Annotated in this window: 1 protein-coding gene; it reads right to left on the bottom strand. The window is 56.6% G+C overall.

All coding sequences use genetic code 11. The features are described from left to right. Positions 1-197: 197 nt before the first annotated feature. On the bottom strand, positions 198-438 hold a 241-nt coding region (locus EN780_RS40155; RefSeq protein ID WP_210215149.1), incomplete at its 5' end, for a hypothetical protein.

Raw genomic sequence — 438 nt, 5'->3', positions numbered from 1 at the left:
TAGCCGGGCCGTGCGATCTTCGATCCGCCCCCAATCGGGGCGGCGCGGCATCAGGAACCGCAACTCACCATAGATTCGCTTGGCATCCGCGTAGTCGCTGCTCCCCTCATTCTCGTCGGACGCATTCATCGCCATATCGAACGGGTCCAGATAGCCTTCGAATGCGGATTCTGCAAAAGGACCTGCCAGACACGTAACTATCTCCCGGATCGCACAATCGCGTTCCAAATATCGATCCATATCGTCCTCGAAAATCGGCTTTCGCTTCGAGGTGAATCCTTGCGCTGAATAAAACCCGCGCCTTCGACAACACCACGGTAATCTCCGTCACCGGGGTCGGGGTAAATACTAACACTTGAGAAAGCAGGGAGTTTACGGTCGTCGTCGAACATCTGACGGTTCAAAACGATGGCGGCCACCGCGTGCCCGGCTTCGTGG

This window comes from Mesorhizobium sp. M4B.F.Ca.ET.089.01.1.1 (genome assembly GCF_004022605.1).
Taxonomy (GTDB): domain Bacteria; phylum Pseudomonadota; class Alphaproteobacteria; order Rhizobiales; family Rhizobiaceae; genus Mesorhizobium; species Mesorhizobium abyssinicae.
This window is presented reverse-complemented; position numbering and strand designations above follow the sequence as displayed.